The organism is Methylocystis rosea SV97, assembly GCF_000372845.1.
Lineage (GTDB): Bacteria > Pseudomonadota > Alphaproteobacteria > Rhizobiales > Beijerinckiaceae > Methylocystis > Methylocystis rosea.
Genome location: NZ_KB889963.1, coordinates 816834 through 839154, shown reverse-complemented (window position 1 = coordinate 839154; position 22321 = coordinate 816834). Strand labels below are relative to the sequence as shown.

16 protein-coding genes are annotated in these 22321 nt (G+C 62.2%); 8 read left to right on the top strand and 8 right to left on the bottom strand.

Annotated elements, in window-relative coordinates:
- The first annotated feature begins 367 nt into the window (after positions 1-367).
- Complete coding sequence (locus A3OO_RS21100; protein WP_342446766.1) at positions 368-748, top strand: MAPEG family protein; 381 nt, start codon at positions 368-370, stop codon at positions 746-748.
- 179 nt (positions 749-927) lie between these two features.
- Here A3OO_RS21100 and A3OO_RS0104425 read toward each other — a convergent pair whose 3' ends face one another.
- Entirely contained in the window at positions 928-2601 is a 1674-nt protein-coding gene (locus A3OO_RS0104425) for an acyl-CoA dehydrogenase family protein (RefSeq protein WP_018406629.1), read from the bottom strand.
- A 433-nt stretch (positions 2602-3034) separates the two neighbouring features.
- Between A3OO_RS0104425 and A3OO_RS23450 the strand changes: the two genes are divergently transcribed.
- Positions 3035-4306, top strand: coding sequence for a hypothetical protein (locus A3OO_RS23450; protein WP_156824752.1), 1272 nt, complete (start codon positions 3035-3037; stop codon positions 4304-4306).
- A 1087-nt stretch (positions 4307-5393) separates the two neighbouring features.
- Here A3OO_RS23450 and A3OO_RS0104415 read toward each other — a convergent pair.
- The 4 genes from A3OO_RS0104415 to ccrA all read right to left on the bottom strand — a co-directional run bounded on the left by A3OO_RS0104415 (position 5394) and on the right by ccrA (position 10601).
- On the bottom strand, positions 5394-6848 hold the full coding sequence (locus A3OO_RS0104415; protein ID WP_245257101.1) for a DUF3526 domain-containing protein: 1455 nt from the start codon (positions 6846-6848) through the stop codon (positions 5394-5396).
- Between the two features lie 8 nt (positions 6849-6856).
- Complete coding sequence (locus tag A3OO_RS0104410) at positions 6857-8335, bottom strand: DUF3526 domain-containing protein (RefSeq protein ID WP_018406626.1); 1479 nt, start codon at positions 8333-8335, stop codon at positions 6857-6859.
- Complete coding sequence (locus A3OO_RS0104405) at positions 8332-9048, bottom strand: ABC transporter ATP-binding protein (RefSeq protein WP_018406625.1); 717 nt, start codon at positions 9046-9048, stop codon at positions 8332-8334. The genes A3OO_RS0104410 and A3OO_RS0104405 overlap by 4 nt, the downstream gene beginning before the upstream one ends.
- A gap of 299 nt (positions 9049-9347) precedes the next feature.
- Entirely contained in the window at positions 9348-10601 is a 1254-nt protein-coding gene (gene ccrA / locus A3OO_RS0104400; RefSeq protein WP_018406624.1) for a crotonyl-CoA carboxylase/reductase, read from the bottom strand.
- Between the two features lie 182 nt (positions 10602-10783).
- Here ccrA and A3OO_RS0104395 point away from each other — a divergent pair, with 182 nt between their 5' ends.
- The 5 genes from A3OO_RS0104395 to A3OO_RS0104370 all read left to right on the top strand — a co-directional run bounded on the left by A3OO_RS0104395 (position 10784) and on the right by A3OO_RS0104370 (position 17027).
- Positions 10784-11362: an HPF/RaiA family ribosome-associated protein gene (locus tag A3OO_RS0104395; RefSeq protein WP_018406623.1), complete on the top strand. Its 579-nt coding sequence runs from the start codon at positions 10784-10786 to the stop codon at positions 11360-11362.
- A gap of 66 nt (positions 11363-11428) precedes the next feature.
- Positions 11429-11638: a hypervirulence associated TUDOR domain-containing protein gene (locus A3OO_RS0104390; RefSeq protein WP_018406622.1), complete on the top strand. Its 210-nt coding sequence runs from the start codon at positions 11429-11431 to the stop codon at positions 11636-11638.
- Positions 11639-11866: 228 nt separating this feature from the next.
- Complete coding sequence (locus tag A3OO_RS0104380; protein WP_018406620.1) at positions 11867-12745, top strand: hypothetical protein; 879 nt, start codon at positions 11867-11869, stop codon at positions 12743-12745.
- A gap of 165 nt (positions 12746-12910) precedes the next feature.
- Entirely contained in the window at positions 12911-14884 is a 1974-nt protein-coding gene (locus A3OO_RS0104375; protein WP_018406619.1) for a protein meaA, read from the top strand.
- A gap of 421 nt (positions 14885-15305) precedes the next feature.
- The gene (locus A3OO_RS0104370; RefSeq protein WP_018406618.1) at positions 15306-17027 is read left to right on the top strand and encodes an OFA family MFS transporter; all 1722 of its coding nucleotides are present in this window, start codon (positions 15306-15308) and stop codon (positions 17025-17027) included.
- Positions 17028-17063: 36 nt separating this feature from the next.
- Here the strand turns inward: A3OO_RS0104370 and A3OO_RS0104365 are convergent, their stop codons facing one another.
- On the bottom strand, positions 17064-18875 hold the full coding sequence (locus A3OO_RS0104365; RefSeq protein WP_198008754.1) for an autotransporter outer membrane beta-barrel domain-containing protein: 1812 nt from the start codon (positions 18873-18875) through the stop codon (positions 17064-17066).
- Positions 18876-19144: 269 nt separating this feature from the next.
- On the opposite strand from A3OO_RS0104365, the gene uppP reads away from it, so the two are divergent.
- Complete coding sequence (gene uppP / locus A3OO_RS0104355) at positions 19145-20017, top strand: undecaprenyl-diphosphatase UppP (RefSeq protein WP_018406615.1); 873 nt, start codon at positions 19145-19147, stop codon at positions 20015-20017.
- A gap of 192 nt (positions 20018-20209) precedes the next feature.
- On the opposite strand, the gene A3OO_RS0104350 is transcribed toward uppP, so the two are convergent.
- Both A3OO_RS0104350 and A3OO_RS0104345 read right to left on the bottom strand, forming a co-directional pair.
- Entirely contained in the window at positions 20210-21382 is a 1173-nt protein-coding gene (locus A3OO_RS0104350) for a site-specific DNA-methyltransferase (RefSeq protein ID WP_018406614.1), read from the bottom strand.
- Positions 21383-21527: 145 nt separating this feature from the next.
- On the bottom strand, positions 21528-22268 hold the full coding sequence (locus A3OO_RS0104345) for a ribonuclease HII (RefSeq protein WP_018406613.1): 741 nt from the start codon (positions 22266-22268) through the stop codon (positions 21528-21530).
- Positions 22269-22321: the final 53 nt, after the last annotated feature.

Below are 22321 nucleotides of genomic sequence, written 5' to 3'. Positions count from 1 at the left end.
CCGTCCATGTGGACGCCAGCTTTTGCAGAGCCTTATCCGCTTCCTGCTCAGCCTCGCGCTTGGTCGCGTAGGAATGTGGCGACCGCAGATGAATCTGTGACCCCTCGCAGACAGTCCAACGGAACCGCTCAGCGTAGAGTGGGTCAGGCTCGATTCTGGATGTAAACAGATCTATTTCGCGCATGGCTACATTATGCGCGCGGCCGCCTGTTTATTCCAGAGCGCTGACGAATGTCATAATCAAAACTGTTCGGACGATCGCATAAAATCCGAGTGCCCATAACACGTGCATTCGCTCCACGGCCGGCTCATGGAGGCTCCGATGCCCATCCCTGTCTGGGTCCTGCTCGGGTTCGCGCTCTGAACTCTGCTGCTGCTCTTCACGACCGTCGGCGTTTATCGCTGGAGCCGGATCTTGACCGGTCGCACGGCGATCTCCGACTGGCGCGCCGACGAGCCGCAAGGCGGCGAATGGTATCGCCGCGCTGTGCGCGCCCATATGAACTGCGTCGAGAACCTGCCCGTCTACGGCGCGATTGTCGTCGCGATGCTCGCCGCGCGCGTCGCGAGCCCGATCCTCGATGCGCTGGCGATCATCATCCTTATCGCGAGGATCTGCCAGAGCGCGGTTCATCTGCTCTTCGAGCAGACGAATGTCGTCGCCTCGGTCCGCTTCGCCTTTTACTTCGCGCAAGCGATCTCAATGCTCGCGATGGGCGCGCTGATCGCGATTTTGGCGCAGGGGTGACGAGAAGCTTCAGTCTCTGAGCCGGCAGCTCATGAGAGCGTGGATGCCCGCGACAAGCCCGGGTATGACGCGGAGAAGCTGCGGTTCAACGTTTAAGTCGTCGCGCGTTCATGGCGGCGAAATTTTTCACCGTCATGGCCGGGCTTGTCCCGGCCATCCACTGTGCGCGGCGCTCGCCCTTACCCTTCCAGCAACCGGCGCGCGATGACCTGCGCCTGAATTTCCGCGGCGCCTTCAAAAATGTTGAGGATGCGGGCGTCGCAGAGAACGCGCGAGACCGGATATTCGAGCGCGAAGCCGTTGCCGCCGTGGATCTGCAGGGCGTTGTCCGCCGCCGCCCAGGCGACGCGGGCGCCAAGCAGCTTCGCCATGCCCGCCTCGAGATCGCAGCGCTTGCCCTCGTCCTTCTCGCGCGCGGCGAAATAGGTGATCTGGCGGGCGACATGAATCTCGATCGCCATCGAAACGATCTTGTTGAAGACGCGAGGGAAGGAGAACAGCGGCTTGCCGAACTGAATGCGCTCCTTGGCGTATTTCAATCCGAGGTCGAGGGCGCATTGGGCGACGCCGAGCGCGCGCGCCGCCGTCTGGATGCGCGCCGACTCGAAGGTCTCCATGAGCTGCTTGAAGCCCTTGCCCTCCTCGCCGCCGAGAAGATTTTCCGCCGGCACTTCGAAATTGTCGAAGCCGATTTCGAACTCCTTCATGCCGCGATAGCCGAGCACTTCAATCTCGCCGCCGGTCATGCCCTTGGCGGGAAACGGATTCTCGTCCGTGCCGCGCGGCTTCTCGGCGAGCAGCATCGACAGGCCCTTATAGCCCTTCTCATTCGGATTGGTGCGCACGAGCAGCGTCATGACATCGGCGCGCACCGGATGGGTGATCCAGGTCTTGTTGCCGAACACCTTGTAGACGCCGCCCTCGAGCGTGGCGCGAGTCCGCAGCCCCGCGAGATCGGAGCCGTTGTTGGGCTCGGTGAAGACGGCGGTCGGTAGGATGTCGCCAGCGGCGATCTTGGGGAGATATTTCTCCTTCTGCGCCTCTGTCCCGCCGACCAGGATCAGTTCCGCCGCGATCTCCGAACGCGTGCCGAGCGAACCGACGCCGATGTAAGCGCGCGACAGCTCCTCGGAGACGACGCACATGGCGATCTTGCCCATGCCGGAGCCGCCAAACTCCTCCGGAATCGTCAGGCCGAAGACGCCGAGTTCGGCGAGGCCGGAGATGACGTCCAGCGGGATGTAGTCATTTTTCGAGTGCCAGTCGTGCGCATAGGGCGTGACATTCGCCGAGGCGAATTTGCGCATCTCGCTGCGGATCGCCTCCAGCGTCTCGTCGAGGCCGGAGGCGCCGATGGTTTCGGCCGCCGCGTGGTGATCGATGAGTTCGGCGAGGCGGGCGCGGTTCGCCGGCGTGTTTCCGGTGAGGATCAGCCGGTCGATGGAGGCGGGGCGCCGCGCGACGATCTGCTGGCTTGAAAGCCCGAAATCCGAGAGCCGGACGATCTCGCCCTGGCTCATCGGAATGCCGCCATAGACCTGGGCGAGGAATTCGGCGAAGCCGATCTGGTTCAAAAGCTCTTCGGTTTCGCCATATGCGCCTTCCGCCGAGAGGCGTTCGGCATAGTCGATGAGTTCGCGCAGGCCCTGAATATAGGTCGCGAGCCAGGCGAGCCCGTGGGCCGCGTGCTGATCGGCCTCAATCAGCTCGCTGGAAAGCTTGCCGTCCTTGGTGACGCGGGCGCGCACGCTCGCCAGCGCGTCCTTGTAGAGCGCCTCGACGGCGGCGAGCGCCTCTTTCGCGTCACTCGTCCAATCGGCGGCTTCAAGTTTCGTCGCGACGGCTGCGGTCATTCTCTCTTTCCGGAAGTCAAGGCGCCTTGGGGCGCTGGGCGAATTTGCGCCTTACATGCCGCCATTTGGCCCGCCGCGCAACCGCCCCGGGCCGCGGGGTAGTGTCCCAGTTTCAATTTTGGCTTTGAGTGAAAAATGAAAACCTTTCGCTGGCGGGCGGGAGGGCGCTTCGCGCCATGAGCGGACATCCCTTTACGCGAATTGCACCATGTGTTTGCGATTGTATCCTATGCTGGCGCGCATACGTAATTATAGGATTTGAAAGTTTTGGGAGGGGAATGATGATACCAGACGTTTTTTGGAAACACCTTCTCATCGGCTTCATCGCATTCCAATTTGTCTCATTTCATGCCGTAGCCAGCGACGTTTCCGATAAAATTGCTCCCCAACCAATACATCCAGAGATAAAAGCGCTGCGGTCTGAAACCACCGCATGGCTCAACAAGCGTTGATTCAAAAGCTGGTGTTGAGATTGGGTCCTGAAACAGCACAGGACGAGATATATCGTTCGGGACTACCGTTTACCGGCGAAACCCATCTCGTTATTCACACTGTAGGAAGTTTGATTTACGAAAAATTTGGAAGCAATGGTGTGTCACGCTGTCGCCCACATTTCCTTGGTGCCTGCTATCACGGTTTTCTTATTGCTGCAGTTGCTGAACACGGCCCGAAAAGCATTTCCGATGCATGGCAACAATGCCGCGAAGGCGGGCCAGAAGTCACGCGTCAGTGCGCACATGGCGCAGGCCATGGTCTCCTCATCTGGAATAACTATTCGATTCCCGAAGCTTTGCAAGCCTGCGATTCGATGGCGGGCATTAGCGATTTTGCTTCTTTCAATTGTTATGATGGGGTTTTCATGGAAAATGTATGGGGGGCGCATGGACATGACCATGGGCATTTAGCTGCCCGCACAGCAGACATTCAAACGAATCGACGCAGTAATCACTTGGTAAGCCATAGCTTAGCAGACGCAAAAGATCTCGACTATCCGTGCAATGACAATCGGATCAAGATGAAATATTTGCCAGCATGCTGGGGAAACCAAGTTTCTATTCTATACGAAGCATTCCACGGAGATTTGGCCAAGATTGCTCAAAAATGCTTTTCTTTGCCGGAGGTTGCCAACAAGGAATTTTGCTTAAATGGTTTGGCACGGCAAATACAGCCGCTGACAGGCGGCAGCGCTGATGAGGCATTCCGCCTCTGCGCAATGGCATCCACAGGCCAGTGGAAGCAGGACTGCTTGATTATCAACGCAGAGGCGGCATTCGCCTTAGGCGATCGGTCTAACGCCCCATTTCAAATTTGTCGCCGTCTCGAAGGCGCAACACGTGACGCATGCTATCAAAAACTGTCGTCGCTTATCACTCTTTACGCAAATGGTGATTTGAGCCGTATTGAACGAATTTGTGCAGACATTGCGGAACGCAACTATCTCGATAGTTGTGCCAGTTCCGCGCGATCTTCTGAGCGACCGGAACTATCTCACGCTATCAGGCCTGCTAACGAGCAACACTTCTTCGTCGAAACTCGCAGTCAGCTCGCGTCGTCGCCAACGTTGGAAGCGCGAAAAAGCTTTCCGTATTCCACACCTTATTCTACTCCATATCCCACCCCGTATGAAACGCCCTATCCCACCCCGTATGAAACGCCCTATCCCACCCCGTATGAAACGCCCTATCCGTCACCAACCTCTAGATAGTTCGGGGTTCGTTGCTCACGCACCTGATCGCCCAAGCGCTCATTGTAGCCGTGCGAAATGCAAGCTAACAATCGTCGCGCATCGGGAATGTCTGAAATGGGTCACAGACGGTCACTCGCGGCAGTCTGCAAAGCGCCTTCAGCGGGCCTTCGTGTCTAACTGTAACGGACGGCAGCTTCATCGCCGTGGCTCACGTAGCCTAAGGCCACCAATAATTGGCTCTTTCCTCAATCAATAGTATCATAACGTGCGTTCACATTTTTGGGAAAACGATATGCGCGGGATAAAACTTATTTTGTTCGTGACCATTGGAATGGCATCTTCTCCGGTCTTGGCGTCATGTCCGGTGCATCGGGGGCAAAAATGGTGTGAACACAAAATGGAATGGAAATGCACGGGTTGCGGCGATCAACTTTGTCCGACCCACACAGGTCGGGACTGTCAATCAGACGGTGTTTGCTGCGGAAGTAACGGGCATCGTCGTCGTTCAAATTGATTGGCTAGCCACGTTCAATTGAACGTCACAGACAATAGGTTCAACGTTACGACCTGGTAGCGGCCGCCATTTCAGCGGTAGCGTCAGCGGTCGTCCTGTAACCTTTACGATCCCGGCGAAGGCCAGCACTTTCATTATCAGGCAGGGTCGCATTCAATTTCATTGGCCGGCCCCATCGGGTGATCCAATTCGAATGTTAGTTTAAGAACGGCATTCGGACCAGCGGCTGGGCACCTGGCGGAGCTGGCCGGGGTTGCGGAGCCAGGCGCTCGGGGAACAAAATCGCCGGATTGGGTGGTCGATATCCGAACGACGAATGTGGCTTTACGCCAGTTTATTTCCCCATTGACATAAGCGACGTCACCAACGGTGGCGTCCTTGAACATGCGAGCGCGCGCCAAGTATTGAACCGACAAGGCCAGACCATGCGTCGGCGAAGGGAAGATGGGCGATAAGATCACCCGCATGGGGTAGAAGCTTCTTCCTCGCCGCGGTAGGACCTCGCAGCCCGTCAGCGCGTGCCCCACTGAACGATCTACGATATGCGCGTCACAAGATGCGCAGCATTCGAACTCGATGGGGTCGGGCGCTTTATCGCGGCGCGGCGCGCCGATAGCCGCGCAAGGCGAGCGCCGCGAGCAGCAGCGCCGGCAGCGCGACGCCGATGAGCGCGCCGGCATGTCCGGTCGGCGCAGGCCCCATCAACTCTTCATCCGCCTGCGTAAATTTCGGCATCGCCGCGTAATCCTGCGCCGTCAGCGACGCGCCGGCCTTGGCGCGCGAAAGGAAGAACTCACGCCAATTGACGTGGAAGTCGCGGATGCGATCGAGAAAGGCGCGATAGCGCGTTTCCCCCGAACCCGCGATGTCGGCGAGCGCCTGATAGGTTAGGTAGGCCGGCGAGAGATAGCCGAGCCTGTCCACCATGTCGCGCTGGCGCGCAAGCTGCGCGTCATGCTCGGCGACGATCGCCTCGACGCGCTGAAAGGCCGCCTCCTGCGTCGCCAGACGCCGCAGCGTCATCTCCTGCGGACCGCCGGCTGGCTTTTCCGCGTCGCCATGTTCCTGGGCGTAGCGCGCGAGCGAGGCGTCGCGGGCGCGGTCGGCGTCGATCGAGGCCGCCCGGGCCGCGAGCACCATGTCGGTTCGCGAGGGCGCGGGATGGGCGAAAGCGGCGAGGCTGTTGATCGCGGCTGGCAGGATCATGGTGATCGCCACCCAGGCGCCGATCAGCGTCAGCGCGTTGAAGGCGGAGCTCCGGCCCAGCCCGTCGACCGCGGCCGCCAACGCCGCCCAGAAGAGACCGTAGAGCAGCACGACAACGAGCAGCACGGCGAAGCCGGGCGTCGCGAGCCGCTCCCAGCCGGCGAATATCCATACGCCTGCCGCGACCGCGAGAAGCGTGGCGAGGACCGGCGCGGCGATGCGCGCCGTCAGCTTGCCGGCGAGCGCGGCGCTGGGCCGGCGCGCCGAGGCCAGATTCATCGCCAGCGTTCCCTGCTCGCGCTCGCCGGCGAGCAGATTGAAGGCCATCGCCAGAATGACGAGCGGATAGACGAAGACGACGACAAAGGCGAGATCGGTCGCCCCCGACATCAGATTCGCCGGATTGTCGATCTCGTCGGCGAAGAGAAAACTGTCTTTCGAGCCGGTCGTCACCCGGACGGCGGGTGGCAGAAGATCGCTCTGCCCTGTGGCGACGAGCGCCAAGGGCGCGGGCGCGAGCGCGGCGACCGCCGCGGCAGGCCCGCCGCCCATGAAGGCGGCGTTGCGCGGATCACGATAGGGGGGCGGCTCCGGCGCCGGCTTTCCCTGCGTCTCGCCCTGCTGCAATTGCGCCAGCGTCTTCTGGAGGTTTGTCAGGCGCTGCGTCTCGTCGGCGCGGGCGCCCGCGATCGCCGCCTGTTGCGACACGACGCGCGAGGCGCCCATTGCCAGCGCAAAAAGCGCGACGCCCGCCAGCGCCAGCAGCGCGAACCATATGGCGCCGTCGCGGCGCATCATGCGCGCCTCGAACCGCAAGCCAGCGAGGAAAGCGGAAGACACGGGCGCGCTCATACCGGCCGCAGACGCCGCGCCGCGAAGAGCGCGAAAGCGCAAGCGAGCGCGAGCCAGGCTAACAGGCCGATAATGGGGAGCGCGCTGTAGCCGAGGGCGAAGACCGCGCCGGGCGCACGATAGGCGAAGGAGGCGATCTTTCGCCACAGCTCCGGCCCCGCGACGTAACGATTGTCGTGGGCGAAATGGATGATGTTGTCGCTGACCTGATTTTGAATGTCGCGCCGGTGCGCCTCGGCCGCCGTGGCGAAATCGAACTGGCTGCGGCTGTCGACGCCGGCGAAGGCCATCGAGATCGGCCGCAGCGCCAGCAGCGGAAACAGAAAGCCGGGCGCGGCGCGCAGCGCGTCCTGACGGTCGAAGGCCGACTGCAGCGCGCCGAAGTGGCGATCGAAGATCGCATAGCCGGCCTCGTCGTCCTTGCGCAGCGAGAGGCCGCGGAAGCTGACCGGCAAATCCTCGATCCGCGACACGCCATATTTCTTCAGCGTCTCGTCGCGGAAGGCGACGAAGGCCGGATGACTTTCGTCATGGCCGAATGTCTTCGCCTTGTCCTGCGCGATACCGGAGCGAAATTCTTGCCATGTCGGCGTCGGCGCGAAGGCGCGCGCCGCGTCGGTCGCAAGCCGCGGCGCGAGAAAGGAATTGGCCAGCCAGAAGGCGAGCAGCGTGACGAGCGCCGCGCGGGAGTTTCTCGCCAAAGCCGAAACGCCGAGCGCGAGAAAAGCGAAGCCCGCGAGATAGGCGGCATAGGCGGCGCCGAGCGCGCCGAGACGAAGGAATTGATCGGCGAGCGACAGGCGTTCGCGATCGACGAAGAAGAAAAGCGCGAGCGCCGCGCCGATGAAGGCCGGCGCGAGCAGCGCGAAAATGGCGCCGATGAGCGCGAGCGCCTTGCCGGCCAGAATGTCGCGCGGCCGCGCGCCGACGCTGAGCAGCTGTTTCAGCGTGCCGCTTTCGCGCTCGCCCGAGAAGCTTGCAAAGCCCATCAAGATGACGATGAGCGGCGCGATCGTCTGCAGGATGAAGGCGAGCGATAGCGAGCCGAGCCGCGCGCCGACGCCGCCGTCGCGCGCCTGTTTGAACTGGGTCTCGTTCTGCTTATGCGCCTCGAGCCACACCGCCGAGCCGACATAGGCGTCGACGCCGGGATCGGCGAGCGCCAGCGGGCTTAAGGGCTTGAAAGCGTATTGGCCGAAATGCGCGGCGGCGTGCGGATTCTTGGCGCTCTGTCCGACCCAAAGCTCGCGATCGGCCTGCGCCGCCGCGTCGCGCTCGCGCAGGATGCGGGCGTTCTCGACATAGCCGAAGGCGAGCGCGGCGAGCATCAGCGCCATAATGAAGGCGCAAAGCCAGACGAGGCGCCGGTCGCGGAACAGCTCCAGCCATTCCTTGGCGGCGACGGCGCGCACGACGCGCCAGCGGCTCTTCGCCGGCGCAGTCGCGGCGAGCGGGGCGAGGGCGAGATCGCTCACGCCGCCGCGCTCGCGAAGAGATCGAGATAGGCGCGCTCCAGCCCGAGATGGTCGACGTCATCGGCGCCAAAGACCGACGCGAGCCGGCCCTGCGCCATGATGCCGATCTTCGTGCCGCATTGCTTGGCGAGGAAGAGGTCATGCGTGACCATCAGCACCGCCATGCCGTCCTTGCGCAGCCGCTCGATCAGCGCGGCGAACTCATTCGCCGCGAGCGGATCGAGGCCGGAGGTCGGCTCATCAAGCACCAGCGCCTGCGCGCGGCGCGCGAGCGCGATGGCGACGCCGACCTTCTGGCGCATGCCCTTGGAATAGCCGCGCACGGGACGATCGAAGGCGTCGCGGGGCAGTCCGGCGGCGGCGAGCAAGGAGCGAAGCGTCTCGTGCGGCGCCTCGGCGCCGGAGATTTCCGTGAAATATTGCAGATTCTCGAGGCCCGTCAGCGCGCCGTAGAGCATCACCTGCTCCGGGATATAGGCGAGAAGCGCGCGCGCCGCGGAGGGATCAACCGCGGCGTCGACGCCGCAGACGAGCGCCTGACCTGCGGTCGGCGCGATGAAATTCAAGAAGAGATTGACGGTCGTCGTCTTGCCGGCGCCGTTCGGACCGAGCAGGCAAAACACCTCGCCCGCCGGCACGGTCAGATTGAGACGATCGAGCGCCGGCGAGTCCGCGCCGTCGTAACGCTTGGTGAGATTGCACGCTTCGAGCATGGCCGCATCCGCCTTACGGCTCGCTGCCGGCGCGTGTGGCCCCGCGCCAGCGTCAAGTATGATTTCTGCCTCAAATCTGCATCATTGCGTCAGGGCGGTCAAGCGCGCGGGCGACGCGTCACTTCTTCTCGCCGCCATCTGCGGCCTGACGCAAGGATCGGGACGAGAGCCCGATACGCCATGGTCGGCCCGCCCGTTCAAAGGCAGCCCCTTTCGGATGCTTTTCGCCGCATCCGAATATGACGAAAACGGCGCGCCGGTTTCCCGACGCGCCGCGAATTTTCTCCAGGCCGAAAAGCCTACTTCTGCTTATAGGCGTCCGTCACATCCTCGACCGTGCGCAAGCCGGGCTTTGGCGACATCACCAGCACCGCCATATTGCCCGGCGCATGTTCGTTCTTCCACATCTTGGTGTGGGCGAGAGGAATCTTCTCCCAGGAGAAGACTTCCGACATGCAGGGGTCGACGCGCCGGTCCAGCACGAAGCGATTGGCGGCCGACGCCTGCTTCAGATGCGCGAAATGCGAACCCTGGATGCGCTTCTGGCGCATCCAGACATAGCGGGCGTCGAAGGTGAGGTTGAAGCCGGTCGTGCCGGCGCAGAACACCACCATGCCGCCGCGCTTCACCACGAGGCAGGAGACCGGGAACGTCTGTTCGCCCGGATGCTCAAAGACGATGTCGACGTCCTTCTTGCCGGTGATGTCCCAGATCGCCTTGCCGAAGGCGCGGGCGTTCTTTGTCCATTCGTTGAACTCGGGCGTGTTGACCTTCGGCAACTGGCCCCAGCACTTGAAGTCCTTGCGGTTGATGACGCCCTTGGCGCCGAGCGAGAGCACGTAGTCGCGCTTACTCTCATCCGAGATGACGCCGATGGCGTTGGCGCCCGAGGCGGCGCAGAGCTGCACGGCGAAGACGCCAAGACCGCCAGAGGCGCCCCAGACGAGCACATTGTCGCCGGGCTTCAACTGGTGCGGCGCATGGCCGAAGAGCATGCGATAGGCGGTGGCGAGCGTTAAGGTGTAGCAGGCCGCCTCCTCCCAGGTGAGATGCTTCGGCCGCTCCATGAGCTGGCGGTCCTGGACGCGGCAGAACTGGGCGAAGGACCCGTCCGGCGTCTCATAGCCCCAGATGCGCTGCGAGGGCGAGAACATCGGATCGCCGCCGTTGCACTCTTCGTCGTCCCCATCATCCTGGTTGCAGTGGATGATGACCTCGTCGCCGACCTTCCAGCGCTTCACCTTGGAACCGACCGCCCAGACGATGCCCGAGGCGTCGGAGCCGGCGACATGATAGGGATTCTTGTGGACGTCGAGGGTCGACACCGGCTCGCCCAGCGACGCCCAGACGCCGTTGTAATTGACGCCAGCCGCCATCACGAGCACTAGCACGTCGTGACTGTCGAGCTCCCAGGTCGGCAAGACCTCGAGCTGCATGGCGGTTTCCGGCGGCCCATGCCGCTCCTTGCGGATCGCCCAGGCGTACATGTTCTTGGGAACATGCCCGAGCGGCGGAATCTCGCCCATCTCATAGAGGTCTTTCTTCTCGCTCAAGGTTTCGTTCCCTCCGACTTTGAATCTTGCGCCGATAAAGTTCCGGCGGAGCTTATAATAGGGCGACGGCGCGCTTCATAGCGCGAAATTCCTATGGATCGGCAAGTGTTTCTCGATAGCTGCAGGAAGCCTTTCAGCGCCGGCGCATTATTTATCTGCGCCTGGGGGCAGAAAGAGACCCGATGGAAACCGCGCCCGAGATTGATTTCATCGACATGGAGCCGCGCCCCGAGTTGGGCGCCAAGATCGTCGCCAAGCTGGCGCAGCTGGAGAAGGTTTATGGGCGCATGACCGCCTGCCGCGTCGTCGCCAAGGGGCCGAGCGGCCATCATCGGACGGGCGGCCAGCATCATTTCACGATCTACATCGCGCTCCCCGACGGTCGGGAAGTGTCAGTCGAGCGCACGCCCGACGCCGACGAGCGCTTCATGGACGCCGAGTTCGCGCTCAACGACGCCTTCAGGCGGGCGCGGCGGCAGTTGCGCGATCAATCGCGCCAGATACGCGGCAAGGTCAAGCATCACGAGACGGCGCCGACGGCCGTAGTGAAAAGCGTCTTTCGCGCCGACGGCTTCGGCTTCCTCGAAAGCGAGGATGGACGCGAGATTTATTTTCACCGCAATAGCGTGGCCGAACCCGGCTTTGACGCGCTCGAAATCGGCGAGCGGGTGGCGTTTCTGGAAGGCCAAGGCCGGGAGGGTCCGCAGGCCAGGCGCGTGCAGTCGCTGAACGAAATGGCGCCGCGCCCCACCTCGCAATAGGCGCGGCCCCAGGACCTGAAACTCAGGAAGGCCTGGAAGCGGGGTTCTCTGGCCGGAGGCAGCGCCATGCCGCATAAGTTCAAGCCCGGCGATCCTGTCAGCTGGAAGACATCCCAGGGAGTGACGACCGGCAAGGTCGTCAAGAAGGTCACGGCGCGGGCGCGCGTGAAAGGCCATGTCGCCGAGGCGAGCCCGGACGATCCACAATATCTGGTCGAAAGCGGCAAGACGGGCGCCCGCGCGATCCACAAGCCGAAGGCGCTGAAGAAAAATTAGCGCAAAGCTTCGTCCCGAACGCGCCTGATAGAATGCAAGTCGTCTATCTTTGACGCGCGATCCCTCAGACTCGAGCCGAACGAAGATCGGGCCGGCTCACGTGATTCTGGGCGCAATCCTGTTTTTGTCGAAATCCGTCATCATCAAGCGCAACTGAAAACGCCTGTGTTTGTCTTTCGCTTTTATTGCCCTACGTCAGCTTCGTGCATTCAATTTTAGGAGGCACTGATGCGAAATCTTTTTATTATCTCGATCTTTGCCGCCGGATTGATTACGACGAGCGCAAACGCCCAGGAAGCGAACGGTTGCGTCGATGTAGGCAAGACAGGTAGCGGCCTGGTTGATGTGCCGTTTTCTCCCACGAGCGTTCCGTTGCTGTCCCGTTTCGGCTTCGCTTTCAATCCTGGCGTTGACCATCATATCCAGCAAATTCTTATAGGTCCGGGGCTACCGTCGGGAATGATGAGACTGGGTTTCATGGACAAGAACCCCGACGACGACGACAGCTACTGTTTCAACATTTCACACCAGGATATTTCGGACAGCCGTATACGGCGGATCTCTCGCAATCTCGACATATGCAGCGAAAACGGCTCCTGTTCGGCAACTTTGGAGAAGCCGGCGGGCGACTTCGTTTTTGTCCTGACGGGCTTTCAATTGTCGTTCCGGGGCGGCTTCGATCACCATCTCAAGGAAGTTTCCCTGCTGGAAGATAATGGCCAGCTACAGGTCACGTTTCGTGACAAGCACTTCGATCCGCCCGAGGATACTTTTATCTGGAGTCTGCAATATGCTTATGTCCCCCGCGACAAGTTCGCCGACATTGGCGTGCTGAGCGGTTCTGGCGCGAACGACCGTGTCCTGGCTTCGATGCCGGCCGGTCAGCCCGTCATTCGCGGCTTCCGGTTCAATTTTTCCGGCGATGATCACCACCTTCAGCAGATCAGCGTGCGCCCGAACGGGACCGGCACGGCGTTCATTTCCTTCCGCGACGTCAACGGAGACGACAAGTTCGATTGGGAATATCGTTGGGGGACGCTTGCTGCGCGTCGTCGTCCGCCCATCGACGTTCCGCCGATCGGCCCCCTCCAACCGAGAAGCCCTTAAAAGCGCGCCTGCCGCAGTCGGCGACCTATTTTTCGCGTTTTGACGAAGGCGCGACGGTAATAAAAGGTCCAATACAGTAGGCATTGACCTTCGCCGCCGCGCAGCGCCCGTCTCTTCCGCACCCGCGCCCCTCATGCTAAGCGCAACAGCGGAGGAGACGCAATAATGACCGAGACGACTGCCCCGCGCCGCGACAAGCCCTGGATGTTTCGCACTTACGCCGGCCATTCGACGGCCAGCGAGTCCAATAAGCTCTATCGCTCCAATCTCGCCAAGGGCCAGACGGGTCTCTCCATCGCCTTCGATCTGCCGACGCAGACGGGCTACGACTGCGACCACATTCTGTCGCGCGGCGAGGTCGGCAAGGTCGGCGTGCCGGTCTCGCATCTTGGCGACATGCGCGCGCTCTTCGACGGCATTCCGATCGGCGAGATGAACACGTCGATGACCATCAACGCCACCGCCGTGTGGCTGATGGCGCTCTATATCGCCGCCGCCGAGGAACAGGGCGCGCCGCGCGCAAAACTGCAGGGCACGACGCAAAACGACATCATCAAGGAATATCTGTCACGCGGCTCCTATGTGTTTCCGCCGACGCAGTCGCTGCGCCTCACGCAAGACCTCATTCTCTTCACCACGAAGGAATGCCCCAAGTTCAATCCGATGAACGTCTGCTCCTACCATCTGCAGGAAGCGGGCGCGACGCCGTCGCAGGAATTGGCCTATGCGCTCGCGACCGCCGTCGCCATTCTCGACGGCGTGAAAGCCGCGGGAATGCCTGAGGAAGACTTCGCTCAGGTCGTCGGCCGCATCTCCTTCTTCGTCAACGCCGGCATGCGCTTCGTCACCGAACTGTGCAAAATGCGGGCGTTCGCGGAGCTTTGGGAGGAGATCACGCGCGAGCGCTACGGCGTGAAGGACGAGAAGCTCCGCCGCTTCCGATACGGCGTGCAGGTCAATTCGCTCGGACTGACCGAGCAGCAGCCGGAAAACAACGTCTATCGCATCCTGATCGAGATGCTCGCCGTCGTTCTCTCCAAGAACGCCCGCGCCCGCGCCGTGCAGCTTCCTGCCTGGAACGAGGCGCTCGGCCTGCCCCGCCCCTTCGACCAGCAATGGTCGCTGCGCATGCAGCAGATCATGGCCTATGAGACCGACCTCCTGGAATATGGCGACATTTTCGACGGCAATCCCGAGATCGCCCGCAAGGTCGCCGAATTGAAGGCGGAGGCGAAGGCCGAACTCAAGAAGATCGAAGACCTCGGCGGCGCCGCTGCGGCGGTCGAGATCGGCTATATGAAGGGCAAGCTCGTCGAAGCCAATACGGCGCGTCTCGAGTCGATCGAGGCCGGCGAGCAGATCGTCGTCGGCGTCAACAAATTCACCGGCGGCGAGCCGTCGCCGCTCGCCTCGGGCGACGACCAGATCATGGTCGTGCCCGAACATGTCGAAGCCGAGCAGATTTCGCGGCTGAAGGCCTGGCGCGAAGCCCGCGACCAGAAGGCCGCCCAGGCCGCCATCGAAGAGCTGGCGCGCGCCGCCAAGGAAGGCCGCAACATGGTCGAACCGTCCATCGCCGCGGCGAAGGCGGGCGTCACCACCGGCGAATGGGGCAATGTCTTACGCGGCGTATTTGGGGAATACCGCGCGCCGACGGGCGTCTCCTCGACGGCCCGTCAGGTCGGCGGCGCGCTCGACGCCGTGCGCGGCGAGGTCGAGCGCGTGTCGCAAAAACTCGGCAAGCGGGCGAAATTCCTGGTCGGCAAGCCGGGCCTCGATGGCCATTCCAACGGCGCCGAGCAGATCGCGGTGCGCGCCCGCGACGCCGGCTTCGACGTGATCTACGCCGGCATCCGCTCGACGCCGGCTGAACTCGTCGAGGCCGCGAAGAAGGAAGGCGCGCATTGCATCGGTCTCTCCATTCTCTCCGGTTCGCATGTGACGCTGGCGCATGAAGTGATCAAGCTGATGAAGCAGGAGGGCGTGGACGCGCCGCTGGTCGTCGGCGGCATCATCCCGCCGGCCGACGAGAAGCTCCTGCGCGAAGCGGGCGTCGCGGCGGTCTACACGCCGAAGAACTACGACCTCAACGCCATCATGACCGATCTCGCGCATATCATCGAGAAGGCGGCGATCTGAGCAGGCGCTTACCTTTCCGCGTCATGCCCGCGCTTGTCGCGGGCATCCACGCTCCGCCATTTGGTCGGGCTACCGCATAAGCGCGGTCAACTTCGTGGATGGCCGGGACAAGCCCGGCCATGACGGCGCACCCGAGGTTGCGGCTGTTGTAATCTCAGGTGCAGGCATTTCTCCTGCTTCCCCGCTATGCCGGAGAGGGAGCAATGGAAGGTCCCTCATCCTGAGGAGCGTGCGGAGCACGCATCTCGAAGGACGAGGGACCGTTTCCCGAAATCGCGAGCCGTCGGCATCGCAATCCTCGTCCTTCGAGACGCCACCTTCGGCGGCTCCTCAGGATGAGGATTGCTTCGGACGGCTTGGGCTTGTGCCGCGAGCCGCGCATGCGCAATAACCGACCTACAAAAACCAGCCCGGAAGTTTAATGACTGCCGACGCCATCACCCGACCCGATTTCTTTAGCCGGGCTCGAACCATTGCTTCTCCCGCCTTCAATCGCTGGCTCGTTCCGCCGGCGGCGCTCGCCATTCATCTGTGCATCGGCATGGCCTATGGCTTTTCGGTCTTCTGGCTGCCGCTGTCGCGGATCATTGGCGGCGCGCAGCCGAAGGAATGCGCAGAATCGCTCGGTCTTTTCGCGACGCTCGTCGCCACTGACTGCGACTGGAAGATCAGCTGGCTCGGGTGGACGTTCACGCTGTTCTTTGTGTTTTTGGGCTCCTCGGCGGCGGTCTTCGGCCATTGGCTCGAAACAGCCGGCCCCCGCAAGGCCGGTCTCGCGGCGGCCTGCTGCTGGTGCGGCGGCCTGCTCATCTCGGCGCTCGGCGTCTATCTCCACCAGATCTGGATGCTCTGGATCGGCTCCGGCGTGATCGGCGGCATCGGCTTGGGGCTTGGATATATCTCGCCGGTTTCGACGCTCCTCAAATGGTTTCCCGACCGGCGCGGCCTCGCGACCGGTCTCGCCATCATGGGCTTTGGCGGCGGCGCGATGATCGGCGCGCCGCTCGCCGACCGGCTGATGGGCGTCTACGCGACGCCGGCTTCGCCGGGCGTCTGGCAGACCTTCGTCACGCTCGCGGCGATTTATTTCGCCTTCATGGTTGCCGGCGCGCTCAGCTATCGGGTGCCGCCCGAAGGTTGGGCGCCGGAAGGATTCACGCCGCCCACGGCGGCCAAGAACGCCATGGTGACGCATCGTCATGTGCATCTCGACGTCGCATGGAAGACGCCGCAATTCTGGCTGCTCTGGGCCGTGCTCTGTCTCAACGTCTCCGCCGGCATCGGCGTTCTGGGCATGGCCTCGCCGATGCTGCAGGAAGTCTTCGGCGGCAGGCTGATCGGCCTGGACATGGGGTTCGATCAACTCAACGCCGATCAGAAAAAGCAGATCGCGGCGATCGCGGCGGGCTTCACCGGCCTCTTGAGCCTGTGCAACATCGGCGGGCGCATCGGCTGGGCCTCGGCGTCCGACAAGTTTGGCCGCAAGCTCACTTACGCGATTTTTTTTGTCGTCGGCATCGCGCTGTATTCGGCCGAACCCTTCGCGGCGAAGGGCGGCATGGTCGGCGTCTTCGTCCTGCTCTTTGCGGTCATCATCACCATGTATGGCGGCGGCTTTTCCACGATCCCCGCTTATCTCGCCGACATTTTCGGCACGCATCATGTCGGCGCCATCCACGGCCGGCTGCTGACCGCCTGGTCGACGGCGGGCGTGCTCGGACCCGTGCTTGTCAATTACATTCGCGAATATCAGCTGAGCGTCGGCGCGCCGCGCGAGGCGGTTTATAACCAAACGATGTATGTGCTCGCAGGCCTGCTTCTCTGCGGTCTCGTTTGCAATCTGCTCGTGCGGCCCTGCGCCGAGAAATATTACATGAGCGACGAAGAGGTCGCGGCGCAGAAACACGTCACGGTCGCAGAGGTCGTCAAGGAAGAAGACGAAACCCACGCAGACTTCGAGGATTTTGTCGAAGAAGGGTTGGACCCCGCCCCGACCGACGCCATTCCGCCTGCCGCCGGGCGCGCGCCGCCCGGCTCAAAGGGCGGAGCGTTGCTGCTGGTTTTCGCCTGGGCCGCCGTCGGCGCGCCGCTTGCCTGGGGCGTCTGGATCACCCTGCTCAAAACCGCCACGCTGTTTCACTGATTTTGCGCGGAACAGCGCCTTAAGGCGTAAGCGCCTTCAAAATCTTACTGACACGCCGCCTGTCGCGCTAAAGATGTCCGCATTATTCGAAAACAGGCCATCGTAGCGAATAAAGAGATCGGCTTGAGCCACAGGGAGGGTTAGCTTGGCCCCAACTGCCGCGGCATTACGCGGCCAGCGCGCGCCCTCAACCCAAAAATTGGTGCGCAGCGCGCCCTGGAAATTTTGCGCGGCCCTCCGGTTCACATCAGCGAAATCATGCGCCCAACCCGCTCGCCCAGAGAGAGTCAAGGGAGCGCTCCAGCCTAGCGGCAGATCATAGGATAGCTCAGCGCCCAAAGCGCTCATTGCCGTAGCAGCCGTTCGACCAGAGACATTAAGGCTGACAGCCCCAGCTCCCTGCTCCGAAAAACGTCTCGCGAAAACCACGATGCTTTGGAACGAAGCAAAAGGCGTGGCTCTCAGCCTATCGCTCAACTGAAAATTATAGCCGACTTCCGCCGTGGAAAGCAGAGAATCGTTGTTAAAGCTCGCGGACGCCGCTCGCGCGAGCCCAGGGAAAGCAATGCTGCGGCCAACCCCTGTTTGATTGTAGGAGTATCCCAAAGCCGCGTCGATATAGACATTGCCTGAGGCATATCCCGCATAAGACCCTATGGAATAGCTATCAAGATTTCCCGAGCCGGAAACACCACTCACAGCAAATGCGCTACGTGAGTAGGCTGCGCTCAGACCAAACAGAAGCGCCGGACTGAAAAGGTAATCCGCTCCTACCGCCACTCCACCGCCGGAGAAGCGCACTCCTTCAAAATCTTGGCTTCCGTAGAGCGAGGCCGCTCCTCCAAACCCGCTGATCCAGGGCCGCCAACCATTTGGTAAGCGCGGAACCGTTGGGACACGCGCCAAATGCGTTTGATCTCGCACAACCTGAGCAAACATGCGTCCGGCCCCCATCACAACCGACGCGACGTTAGCGTAAACCTCACCGTCCAACTGCCTCAAGGCATAACGCAAGGCGCCCGAATCGCCGTAGTTGAGGAGATCGAGCGAGTTATAAACGCCATCCATATCGGTGAACTGCGCGGGAAAAATCGCGTGGTCGAGGGCGAAGGCGACCGCCCCAGGATTGCCGTCTCCCGCACGAGGACCATAAGCCAGCGCGAAAAGTCCGATGAATTGCCGATTGACGAAGTTGTTTTGGTCTACATACCTTGGATCGGAACCCGGCCCACATCCGCTTGGGCTTTGTCCAATTAAGAAGCCTTGAATCGCGCCGCCATTTCCCCAGAAGCCCAATGGTTGGACTTGTTGCGAGTTCGTAATGGGACCCGCTTGGCCGAGGATCATACAAGTGTGGGCGGGCAGCAATGCAATGGTCTGCATTGTCGGAGTTGTGGGCAGAGCCAAAACGTCTTTGATTTGCTCCGCGGTCAACCCCCGCACTTGGTTGGACGGCACAACCCAGCCCCCTGCCGGATTGCTCGTAGCGTCGTAAAAACGCACATACTGCGTTGGCGTTGAGGTCCAAACCACGGCTGCGGCGGCGAACGTTGAATCGACGAATGGCGGCGTCGTCGTCGATGGCGCCGTATAGGGCAACAGGTACGTGTCGGCGTCGTGCCCGTTCGTAATCGACGGGTACACCTGGCCCTGACATTTCGTCACCGTCTGATTTGGCGGGCAATTCGCCTTCCAAAGCGACTGACCATAGGCGACAGGACCGGAGACGATCTGCCCGGGGGGCAGCGGCAACGAACTCAAGCTCTGAGCGTATGCCGAAGCGCTGATCGCGGCAGCGATGATTGCGGCCGGATAAATAATCCATCTTCCAGGAAAAGGATTTCCCATGCGGCCGCCCTGGTCCGACATTGCCGATCGGTAGAATGAATAAACATTCACATACGGCCACTTACCGTGACTATGGCTTTTGCTGGTCGGAAGTTCTTTCGGAGCCGAGTGTGGCGCCTCAGCCACAGTCAAGATCCGCTCTCGCCCAAGGCTAAACGGACGCCGATCTGCGCCTCGCCTTGATCGTGGCTGGCTTGTTTGCCAGAAGTCGGAGTCGCTTGGCGCCTTCGTGATTCGTCGCGGGGCCGACAAACGAGACGAGGGCCTCTATGGCGACCGCTTGCACGAATGGGCTCGACACCGGTTTTGTCGATCTCGGCTATATGAAAGTCGCCGTTCTTGGCGTGGTGCAGGGCATCACCGAGCTTCTGCCGATCTCCTCCACCGCGCATATGCGCATCGTGCCGGCGCTGCTCGGCTGGAAGGACCCTGGCTCCGCCTTCTCCGCGGCGATGCAGCTCGCGGCGCTCGCCGCCGTCGTCAGCTATTTCTGGACCGACATTCGCGCGCTTGCCGAGGGGTCCGTTCGCGCGCTCGTGCGGCGCGACTTCAACGACTGGACGTTTCGCTTCGTGGTCTGGATCGCGCTCGCGACCGTCCCGATCGGCATCGCCGGCCTCGCGCTGTCGCATACGCTCAACACCTGCGGCTCGCCGCTGCGCACGCTACCGGTGATCGGCATTTCCTGCATCGTGATGGCGGCTCTGCTCGCCATCGCCGAACTCTATTGCAATCACAAGCGCACGCTCGAGCATGTCAGCCTGAAGGACGCGATGATCGTCGGCTTCGCGCAGGTCGGCGCGCTCATTCCGGGCGTCTCGCGTTCCGGCTCGACTCTAACGGCGGCGATGTTTCTCGACCTGAAGCGGGAGGAAGCGGCGCGCTTTTCCTTCCTGCTTGGCCTGCCGGCGATCGCCCTTGCGGGCCTGAAGGAGCTGTGGGAGCTGCATAAGGCGCAGCTCGATTTCCACGGCTGGGCGGTGCTGACGCTCGGGCTTTTCGTCGCTTCGATCTCCGCCTTTGTCGCGATCTGGGGCTTGTTGCGGATTCTCGAACGCTTCTCCGCCTGGCCCTTCGTCTTCTACCGCGCATTCATCGGAATCGTGCTGCTCGTCGGCTTCTACGCAGGCTTTTTGGTCTGATACGAAATCCGTCGACCCCTGCGCTGGGTGTCATTCCCGACAGGCGAAGGCCTGATCGGGAATCCAGAGCCGATACAGGAGTGCTGGTCTGCTCTGGATTCCCGATCGCGCTTCGCGCGTCGGGAATGACGTGAGAAGGTTCAGACCGAAATAGTTTGAGGCGCTCTACCCTTCCTCATGGAAGAGAGCAGGTCACTCCGCCGCGATGCGCAAACGCTCGCGCGCCTCGGCCCGCAGATCGTCGATCGGCGCGAGTGCGCCCTTTTCTTCATAATGCCAGAAGGTCCAGCCGTTGCAGGCCGGCAGGCCTTGCGCCAGCGCCCCGGTCTTGTGGATCGAGCCGACGAAGCCCGAAAGCGACAGCGCGCCGTCGGCCCGCACGACCGCGCGATGGCGCCGCTTCGCGTCAACGAGCGTCGCGCCCGGCGCGATGAGCCCCGCTTCGACGAGGCTAGCAAACGCGATGCGCGGCTCCGTGCGCTTCGACGGGGCCGTCGCGAGCGTTTCATGCGGCAAGGGTTCGATCGCCGCGATCCGCGCCCGCGCCGCGGCTCTGTAGTCGCCGTCGCGCTCGATGCCGAGCCAATCGCGGCCTAAGCGCTTGGCGACGGCGCCCGTCGTTCCCGTGCCAAAGAAGGGATCGAGCACTAGATCGCCGGGTTTTGACGCGGCGAGAATGACGCGCGCGAGCAGCGCTTCCGGCTTTTGCGTGGGATGGGTCTTGCGGCCCGCGTCATCCTTGAGACGCTCGGTCCCGCCGCAGATCGGCAGGAGCCAGTCGGACCGCATCTGGCAATCTTCGTTCGCCGCCTTCAGCGCCTCGTAATTGAAGGTGTAGTTCTTGGCGCTTTGGTCGCGCGCCGCCCAGATCATCGTCTCATGGGCGTTGGTGAAGCGACGGCCGCGAAAGTTCGGCATCGGATTATTTTTGCGCCAGACGATGTCGTTCAGGATCCAGAACCCGAGATCCTGCATGATCGCGCCGACGCGGAAAATATTGTGGTAGGAGCCGATGACGAAAATCGTCGCCGACGGCTTCATCACCCGGCGCGCCTGCGCGAGCCAATCGCGCGTGAAGGCGTCATAGGCGGCGAAATTGGCGAATTTGTCCCAGTCATTATCGACCGCATCGACGAGACTTTGATCCGGGCGATGCAAACGATTGGCAAGCTGCAGATTATAGGGCGGATCGGCGAAGACGAGATCGACGCTCTCCTGCGCCAGTCGCTCCATGGATGCGACGCAGTCGCCGCACAGGATTTCGTTGCGCGCCGTCGCGCGGAGCGGCCCTTCATTTGTGCGCCCGATACGCGTGACCTGATTTCGGGCTTTGAGGCGAGCCGCCCCGACGCGCGCGCTACGCATGAACTGAACACCATCAACGCAACCAACATGCGAGATAGTGAAGCAGGGAGGTAAAGGGGGCGTTTAGATTGGCAAAACGCAGACGTCTCTTTTTCGAACGGAAGTGTTAAAGAAGTAAAAAGGTTAGCGAATAGTTGACGAGGCCTCACGCTTCGCGGACGGGCGCGAAGCTGACGCGGTGCGCCGGGCTCGCGCCGTGCAGCGCCAGCGCATCGAGGTGACGCTGCACGGCGTAGCCGACATTGGTCTCAAAACCATAGTGCGGATAATGGACGGCGAGGCGGCGCATCATGGCGTCGCGCGCGACCTTGGCGACGATCGAGGCGGCGGCGATGCTGAGCGCCGTCGCGTCGCCCTTGATGATCAGCTGGCAGGGGCAGTTGACCGGCGGCCGGTCGTTGCCGTCGATGAGAAGATAGGCCGGCGTCTGGGAAAGGCCGGCGACGGCCCGCGCCATCGCCGCGAGCGACGCCTGACGGATATTGATGCGATCGATCTCGGCGGGGGCGACGAAGGCGACGCTCACGGCGAGCGCGCTCGCCATGATGCGCTCAAACGCTTCTTCGCGCTGCGCCTGGTTCAGCGCCTTCGAATCATCGAGGCCCCGCGGCCGTCGTTCGGGATCGAGAATCACCGCCGCCGCCGCCACCGGACCCGCGAGCGGCCCGCGTCCAACCTCGTCGACGCCGGCGATCGGCCAGACGCCTTTGCGGCGCAGCTGGGCTTCCAGTCGAAAATGGGGCCCCTTGGCCGTCACAAACGCTCCCCCGGGGCGAATCGCTAGGGTTCTGCACGACAGTGGCGTCAGCGCAGGACCGCACAGCGAATAAAGCGCGGCGGGCGGGCGGCTGGCAACCGGAAAGACGGCGTTTGCGGCGGCTTCCAAAGAATTCTCGGCCCACGCGAACGCGATAAGCTCGCCGGAGACCAGCCTAAGAT